This window comes from Burkholderia sp. Ac-20349, assembly GCF_017104865.1.
GTDB lineage: Bacteria > Pseudomonadota > Gammaproteobacteria > Burkholderiales > Burkholderiaceae > Burkholderia > Burkholderia aenigmatica.
Genome location: NZ_JAAGPM010000239.1, coordinates 1 through 7,136, shown reverse-complemented (window position 1 = coordinate 7,136; position 7,136 = coordinate 1). Strand labels below are relative to the sequence as shown.

Annotated in this window: 8 protein-coding genes and 1 pseudogene; 1 reads left to right on the top strand and 8 read right to left on the bottom strand. The window is 69.4% G+C overall.

Features of this window, described 5'->3' with window-relative positions:
* Nucleotides 1-126, top strand: a pseudogene (locus tag G3N61_RS37365) (ABC transporter permease subunit); the annotation flags it as partial.
* Here G3N61_RS37365 and G3N61_RS37360 read toward each other — a convergent pair.
* The 8 genes from G3N61_RS37360 to G3N61_RS37325 form a co-directional block, all read right to left on the bottom strand.
* A complete protein-coding gene (locus G3N61_RS37360; protein ID WP_205824916.1) occupies nucleotides 66-242 on the bottom strand; it encodes a hypothetical protein in 177 nt (58 codons plus the stop codon). The pseudogene G3N61_RS37365 and the gene G3N61_RS37360 sit on opposite strands and share 61 nt — an antisense overlap.
* Entirely contained in the window at nucleotides 235-507 is a 273-nt protein-coding gene (locus G3N61_RS37355; protein ID WP_205824914.1) for a hypothetical protein, read from the bottom strand. The genes G3N61_RS37360 and G3N61_RS37355 overlap by 8 nt, the downstream gene beginning before the upstream one ends.
* Nucleotides 504-779 (bottom strand): hypothetical protein, encoded by a 276-nt coding sequence (locus G3N61_RS37350; RefSeq protein WP_043187789.1) that lies wholly within the window; start codon nucleotides 777-779, stop codon nucleotides 504-506. Before G3N61_RS37350 ends, G3N61_RS37355 begins: the two co-directional genes overlap by 4 nt.
* Nucleotides 779-3,775 carry an FtsK/SpoIIIE domain-containing protein gene (locus tag G3N61_RS37345; protein WP_205824912.1) on the bottom strand — a complete coding sequence of 999 codons (2,997 nt, stop codon included), beginning with the start codon at nucleotides 3,773-3,775 and terminating at the stop codon, nucleotides 779-781. Before G3N61_RS37345 ends, G3N61_RS37350 begins: the two co-directional genes overlap by 1 nt.
* A 56-nt stretch (nucleotides 3,776-3,831) precedes the next feature.
* Nucleotides 3,832-4,653, bottom strand: a complete 822-nt coding sequence (locus G3N61_RS37340) for a thioredoxin fold domain-containing protein (protein WP_043187783.1) — start codon at nucleotides 4,651-4,653, stop codon at nucleotides 3,832-3,834.
* A gap of 162 nt (nucleotides 4,654-4,815) precedes the next feature.
* Complete coding sequence (locus G3N61_RS40170) at nucleotides 4,816-6,075, bottom strand: zinc ribbon domain-containing protein (protein WP_089454406.1); 1,260 nt, start codon at nucleotides 6,073-6,075, stop codon at nucleotides 4,816-4,818.
* A gap of 29 nt (nucleotides 6,076-6,104) precedes the next feature.
* Nucleotides 6,105-6,788 (bottom strand): hypothetical protein, encoded by a 684-nt coding sequence (locus G3N61_RS37330; RefSeq protein ID WP_226112300.1) that lies wholly within the window; start codon nucleotides 6,786-6,788, stop codon nucleotides 6,105-6,107.
* A 19-nt stretch (nucleotides 6,789-6,807) separates the two neighbouring features.
* The coding region (locus tag G3N61_RS37325; RefSeq protein WP_205824913.1) for a hypothetical protein at nucleotides 6,808-7,136 on the bottom strand (329 nt) is incomplete at its 5' end.

The following is a 7,136-nucleotide window of genomic DNA, read 5'->3' as shown; positions in this document are numbered from 1 at the left end:
CAGATCGACCCGAATCTCGAAGCCGCCGCGCGCATCTTCGGCGCAAACACGTGGCGCTATTTCCGCTACGTGCTGCTGCCGCTGCTCGTGCCCGGCATGCTCGCGGCGGGGCTGCTCGTGCTGGTGCCTTTCACGATCCCGTCGCGCGTGCCGTCGATCGAGCCGCGCCATTTGCGCAGGTCGTACAGCAGGTCCTCGATGACGCGCACGAGCAGCGCGGGCCCGAAGCCAGTGTCACTCATGCGATTCGCCCTCGTGCGTACGCGGCTCGGCCGCCGCGGGAACACTGGCGAGCCACGTCTCCATCGCGCGCAGCCATTCGTCGACCTCGCGGCCCCAGAAATGCGCGGCATGCGCGATCGGTGCGACGCTGTCGTCGGGAATCGTGGACATCATGTGCGCAACCGTACGCGACAGATCGTCCGCGCACGCGCGCAGCCGCGCGATATCGCGCCGGATGCTGGCGTCGGCCACGCGGTGCGGCGTGTCTTCCGATGAGGTCGTCATCCGTTTCCTCCCAGGTAGCGCCGCAGGCGCAGCGCGGTATCGTCGAGCGCATCGGCGAGCCGCTGTTCGCGTTGCCGCAGCGGTCCCGCCGCGGTGTCGCACAGCCGCTGCAGCTGTGGTCGCGACGGGTCGTCCGGCTCCGCCGACGCAAGCGCACGCGACAGCGCCTGGTCGAGCTCGCGGCGCAGGTGATGCATGACCGATGCCGCGTCGTCGAGCTGACGCCGCGCGCGTTCGATCTGCGTGAGCCATTCGGCGATCGGACCGTCCATCACGCGGGTTCCTCCGTGCGATCGAGTGCGAGCGCCGCGGCGAATGCGCCGAGCGCGCCGGACAGGTTTTCACGCGGCGAAACGGCGGGCGCGTCGCCGCTCATGTAGGTTTTGAAGACGGTCGACGTGCCGGCACCGCGCGCGTGATGCAGGGCCATCACCGGACGATCGCCGGCGCTTTGCAGCGCGTGCGCATCCGGACGGCCCATCAGCTTGAGCGATTCGTCGGCCGACATCTGCATCAGCACCTGGTGGCCGAACAGGTCGAGCTGGCGCCGGATGTCGAACACGCGCTCGAACGCGCGCCGCTGTTCGATCGCCATCACGACGTGCAGCCCGACGCGCGGCCCGTTCTGCACGATCTGCGCGAGCACGCGACCCGCATCGGACGGTTCGAAGCCCCATTGCTCGCTGCGATTGCTGACGAGTCCCGCCGTGCGCAGCGGATCCGGCACGAACAGCAGGCGGGTCGGCTCGCGGTGCTGGCCCTCGCGGTCGAGCGACGCACGGCGCGCGGCTTCGTCGGCCCAGCGCTGCAACAGCGCAAGCGTGCCCGCTTCGTCTTCGCCGCTGTCGAAATCGATGCCGGCCGGCGCACAGACCGTGTCGCGCAAGGCGCGCCACGCCGGCGCGAGGCCGTGGTCGACGACCCCGATGCCGACCTCCGCGCGGCCGCGCGCGGCGAGTGCCGACAGGGCGGTCGCGAGCATCATGCCGGCCCGCGCGTTCGCGTTCTGGCCGACGATCAACACGTTTTCGTCGTCGGCGCGCCGCAGCGCGAACGCCGCATACGAATGGACATCGAGCGCGCGGCCGAGCCAGACCGGCACCGGACGATCGACCGGATGCCATCCCGGCAGGCCGAAGCCGCCCTGGCGTTCGGGCGTCGCCGCCAGGTGCGCGAGTGCGTCGTCGTCGGGCGGGGCGCCGGCCAGCAGCCGCGCGATCGCCGGCGTCTCGAGGAACACCGGCTGCTCGACACCGTCGAGCGTCACGCACACGGCGTCGATGCCGGCCTGCGCGGCCTTCTCGCGCAGCTTGCCGATCAGGTCGTCGCGCGTCGCGCGATCGAGCAGCGCGACCTGCCCCTGGACGTTGTGGCCGGCACGGCCGCTTTCCGCGTTGACGAGCACCTGCCCGGCGGCGGTCAGGCTTTCGATCATCTGCCGGCCTTCGGCGTCGAATTCCGTGATGCCGCCCGTCGAGCCGGCGGTCGCTTTCATCGCGATGCGCAGGTGGATGTTGTTCATGAACTCGCGTGCGCCGATCATCTCGCGCGGCGCGAACTGCTGCGATGCGCAGAACAGGTGAATCCCCGCGCTGCGTCCCTTCGCGGCGAGTTCGATGAGGCGGCGGGAGCCGTCGCCGTCGGGATCCTGCTCGACGACTTCCTGGTACTCGTCGATCACGAGCATCAGGCGCGGCAGCGTCTCGTTCGGGAAGCGCTCGCGGAACGCGCGGTAGCCGTCGACGCCGTGCGCACGGAACAGCGCGTTGCGCCGCTCCATTTCCTCGAGGAGATCGACCAGCAGGCTGCGGGACAGGTCCGGCGGCGTATTCAGCGAGATCACGGCCGCATGCGGCAGCGAACGGTACGGCGCGAATTCCACGCCGTTCTTGCCGTCGACCAGGTAGAAGCGCAGCTCGCGAGGCGAATAGCGGCACGCGAGCGTCGTGATCAGGACATGGAGCAGGGTGGACTTGCCGGCGCCCGAGGTCGCGCTCAGCACGCCGTGGATCGAGAACGACTCGCGGCTCTCGCCGAACATCACGGTCAACGGATCCGACTGGCCGCGGTGGCCGATCTGGGCGCTGACGTGCCACGTGGCGTCTTGGTTCCACCAGCTGTCCGTTGCGCCGATGCCGCTCGCGCTGATGTCGAGCACCGCGCGTTCCGGTTCGAACGCGGCCGCGCGCGACAGCAGGCTTTCGAGCCGCGCGGGCGTCGGCAGCACGTCCGGAGCGCCTTCGCCGATGCGCGCACCGAGCGTCGCGGGCTGCTGGGGCGCCCACAGCGGATACTGGCCGAGGTCGATGTCGCGCGGCATCGGCGCCGTTTCGTCGAAATGGATCAGGAAGTACGTCCCGTTCGCCATCCCGTTGCGCGCGAAGCGCAGCAGCTTGGCGGCCGTGACCTCGTCGAAGCCGCGCGGGAAGTCGGCCACGCAGACGATCTGCAGCTTCTCGCGCTGCCGCACCGACGGAGCGAGCTGGTCGAACGACGAGACCTTGTGGTCGAGGTACTGGCTGCTGATGCGCCCGAATTCCGCCTCGATCGCGTCGAGCCTGCGATGCAGGTCGCGGGTCTTCTCCGCTTTCGCGAAACTGTTGGCCCACTGGAACGTGTTGCCGCTGTTGTGCGGATCCAGGAACACGAATTCCGCCATCTTCGGCAGCGTCAGGTGGATCCGCAGCGCGAGTGCGCCGAGCAGCTGCAGCATCGCGAGCCGGCTCTCCGGCTTGTCGCTGCGCAGCGTGACGATGCGTTGCCGGCCGATGAACGGCACGAAGGCGGGAATCGTCACGAGGCCGCTCCCGGTGCGCACGCCGATCGTTCCGGCGTACAGGCGGTCCGGCAACGGCCGGCCGGCTGCGTAGGCGGCGTGCAGCGCGGCCGGATCGCTGGTGTCCCACGCGGGATCGTCCCAGCCGAGCGTTTCGGCCGCATCGACCGCGGCGGACGCCGCACGCAACGTGTCGAGCAGCGGCCCCGATTCATGCGCGGCGTCGCGGCGCAGGTTCGCACGCTGGATCCGCATCGCGTCGCTCGTCGCGCGCAGCTTCTGCTTGAGCTGTCCGATCCCGGTCTCGATGTCCGTCTGCACGCGCTGCATCACGCCGGCCACGGTCTTCAGGTCGCGCAGCCGCAGGCGCGGGGCGAGCGTGGCCGCCTGCTTGGCGGCGAAATCGAGCTTCTGAACGGTATCGACGTCCTTGAAGCGTGCGACGAGCGCGTCGACTTCCTGGGGTGTCAAGGGAACCGGTTTGTTGGACATGGCGGATTCCGAAGAGGGAGGATGACGGGGCCGGCCTCGCGGGCCGGCCGGGCAAATCACTGGAATACGAGGCCGCGCGCCTTCATGTCCGCGGCCTTGCGCATCGCGGCGTCGACGTCGCCGCGAATCACGGTGCCGTCGGCAAACAGGAACGCGGGCGTCGCCGAGCGCGGGAAGAACAGCTGCTTCAGGTCCCACCATGCCGCGCGGTCGAAGCGGCTGCACGGCGCGGTGCTGCCGCGCCCGGTGCGCATCAGCTTGTTCCAGTCCCCGAGCGGATCGTCGGCGCAGGCAAGATGCTCGACGACCGGCATCCGCGTCGGGTCGAGCGTGATCGGCAGGATCGCGAAGCTGTACGGGCTGCTCTCCATTGCGGCCTGGTCACGCCGGCAGTACGGGCAGTCCGGGGCGGCCAGGTAGACGAACACGGGGGCGTCGGCGCCTTGGTGCACCAGCTTGTCGACGGGCATCGAGCGCAACAGTTGCTGGACGAGCGGCGAATCCTGCGCGACGTGCTCCCAGCCCTTCCAGTGCTTCACGTTCGCGACGCGCCATTGCTGGTAGTACGGGTTCGACGTGTCGTCGCCCAACGGCGTCAGCAGCCACGACGCGTCGCTGTCGAAGAACATCACGGGCATGCCGACGAGCGGCGGCGGCGCGCTGCCGGCTTTCGACACGCGGATCGCGTAGATGCCCGGAAAGGCGGAACCGGTGTAGGCCTGGTCGGCCTCGGGGCGCAGCCCGTCGGGATGGCTGAAGCGGCTCGTCGTCGCTTCATAGCGCGCACGCACGTCGGGCGGGATCTGCGCATGGGCCGACAGAAGCGGAAGCGCCGCCAGCGCGGCGGCGAAGAGGGTGAGCAGAGGGCGACGGAACATGGGGTTCTCCGAAAGTGGACGAAGGGGCGCCGGCATGGGTGGCCATGTGAAGCGCGCCGTTCGTCTCTTCATTCGCGTGAGGGTGCAATTTGTTCGCCCGCGATCGAGGCCTGCGGCGAACCCGCCCGGAAGGCGGTACGCCGGCAGGCCGTCACGCGGCCGTCATGCGGAACGGCGCGCACCGCATTCGCCGCAGAACAGGTCGTCGGCGGCCATGGGCTTGTGGCATTGCGCACACGCTGTCGCATCGTCCGCGGCCGGCGACGCCGTACCCGGCGACGTCAGCGGAGCGGCGCCCGCCGCGCCGGCGGTGCTGGCGGTGTGTGCGTCGCGTGCTTTCGCGAGGCGATCGGCGGCGCGCTCGCGTGCCTGTTCGGCGTGGCGTTTCGCGTCCGCGACGTGCTGGCTCAGCTTTTCTTCCGTCGCGGAGAAATCGACGCCGCTGACCGTCTGCAGGTAGATGAGGCACGTGCCGTTGACGAACGTCAGGAACGGAATCACGAGACCGATCGCGAACAGCAGGCCGTTGCCGAAGCCGTACGCGCCCAGGTAGGCCATGCTGCGGTAGTCGAACCCGCCCATGCCGCCCATCCCGCCGAAACCGCCACCCGCGGCATCCGCGCCGAGACCGTAGGCGCCCATGCCGTACGCGCTGGCGTGGCGGCCGAACCCGCCGAGGCCACCCAGGCCACCCATGCCGCCGAGCATGCCCAGCAAGCCGCCCAACGGGCTGGTGCCGGTCGCCGCGGAGATCGACGACGCGATCGCGGCGCCCGTGCCGAGGATGCCGAACACGACCGCCGACAGTACGCCGACGAGCAGCAGCAACCCGAACATCCTGACGATCACGCCCAGCAGCTGGCGACGGCCGATATGCAGCAGGCGCGCGGCGGTCTGCAGCGTCGTGTTGCCCTGCCAGACGGCGGGGGCGGCGAGCGGATAGCCGACGTACCACATGCCAGCGAAGATCGCGCCCGCGACGATTGCCGCGAGCGGATACGCGATCGCATACAGCAGCGGGCCGAGGCCCGGGATCTTGCAGACCAGGAACACGATCAGCAGCGCGAGCAGCAGCAGGATCCAGCCGACGGCGAGCAGCACGCCGATCCCGAGGAGGCGGTGGGCGGTGAACGTCGCCTGCAGCACCGCATCGACGAACCCGACCGATTCGCCCTGCGCATCGCGCATCAGCACGATACCGACCGCGGAATAGCCGATGAGCGCAGTGGCGAAGGTCGCGATGACGAACAGCAGGCCGAGCACCGGGCTGTGACGGAGGACCTGGATCGTGAGCATGCCCATCAGCATGCTGGCGACGATCGCGAAAGCGCACATGGCGAGCGCGCGCCAGTTCGTGACCGCCTCGGCGGCGCGCAGCAGGCCGAACTTGCCCGCCTCGGGCGCGTGATCGAGCGTTGACATCGTTGAATCTCCTTGCGAGGACGGGCCGGTCAGTGTGCGGCGGGGGCGTCGAGCAGCGCGACGACAGTCACGCCGTCGACCTGCGCGAGCTGGATGTTCGACTGCCGGATCGTGCCGGGCTTGCCGTTCAGGTAGACCTGGCTCTTGAGCGTGTACGTGCCTTGCGGCGCGCCCGACGGCAGTTTCAGCGTGAAGCTGTTGTCGAATTCGCCGCTGCCCGGCGTGGCGTTGACGACCTTCTCGCCGCGCTTGAACTGCTCGCCCGACGGCGCGTAGACGGTCACGACTTCCTTGACTTCCTGGACGGGCTCGTTGGTACCGGACACTGCGCGAATCTGCGATTCCAGCTTGATCGGATCGCCGGCCTTGACGGCGGAACGCGGCGTCACGACCGTGTTGTAGGCGTCGATCTTCGCGTACGGCGGCAGGTTGTTGCGATTGCTCGCGCGGTAATCGCGATCGACTTCGGCGGCCGTCTTCGTCTGCCGCGTGGCCACTTCGATCACGGCGCACGCGGCAAGCCCGGCGACTGCGCCACCGATCGCGCCCTTGGTGCCGCCGATCAGCGCACCGACGATCGCGCCGCCGGCGCCGAGCGCCGTACAGCGCAGCACGGATTCGGACGAGATCCCGCCGGCCCCGTTCTGGGAAGCGCAGCCGCTGGCGAGCAAGGTGACCGCGCAGGCCGCGGCGAGGGTTTTCTGGATTGTCATGTCGGTCTTCTCCGGCGCTTTATTCAAGTGTGCTGTTGTTGCGCAAGGCATCCATCTGCCGCGCCTTCGCCTTGTCGATGAGCGTCTTCGCCGGACGATTGCCGGGCTCGAGCGCAAGGACGCTTTCCGCTGTCGCGATGGCCTTGTCGTACTGGCCGCGCGACAGGTCGCCCTGCGCGCGTTTCAGCAAGCCGTCGATCGCGGGCGAGGCCGGCGCCGTTGCGGCGCCCGTCAGCGCACGGCGCAGCTTGCGGCCGGGCATGAAGTACGGATTGGCGAGCAGGATCCGCTGGCGCGCCTGGCCGATCGCCGCGAGATACGCCTTCTCGATCGCGCGGCGATTCACGA

Bases quoted from the DNA above. Each gene is read 5' to 3' on its own strand.
- G3N61_RS37360 (WP_205824916.1), bottom strand. From the start codon at position 242: ATGAGTGACACTGGCTTCGGGCCCGCGCTGCTCGTGCGCGTCATCGAG.
- G3N61_RS37355 (WP_205824914.1), bottom strand. From the start codon at position 507: ATGACGACCTCATCGGAAGACACGCCGCACCGCGTGGCCGACGCCAGC.
- G3N61_RS37350 (WP_043187789.1), bottom strand. From the start codon at position 779: ATGGACGGTCCGATCGCCGAATGGCTCACGCAGATCGAACGCGCGCGG.
- G3N61_RS37345 (WP_205824912.1), bottom strand. From the start codon at position 3,775: ATGTCCAACAAACCGGTTCCCTTGACACCCCAGGAAGTCGACGCGCTC.
- G3N61_RS37340 (WP_043187783.1), bottom strand. From the start codon at position 4,653: ATGTTCCGTCGCCCTCTGCTCACCCTCTTCGCCGCCGCGCTGGCGGCG.
- G3N61_RS40170 (WP_089454406.1), bottom strand. From the start codon at position 6,075: ATGTCAACGCTCGATCACGCGCCCGAGGCGGGCAAGTTCGGCCTGCTG.
- G3N61_RS37330 (WP_226112300.1), bottom strand. From the start codon at position 6,788: ATGACAATCCAGAAAACCCTCGCCGCGGCCTGCGCGGTCACCTTGCTC.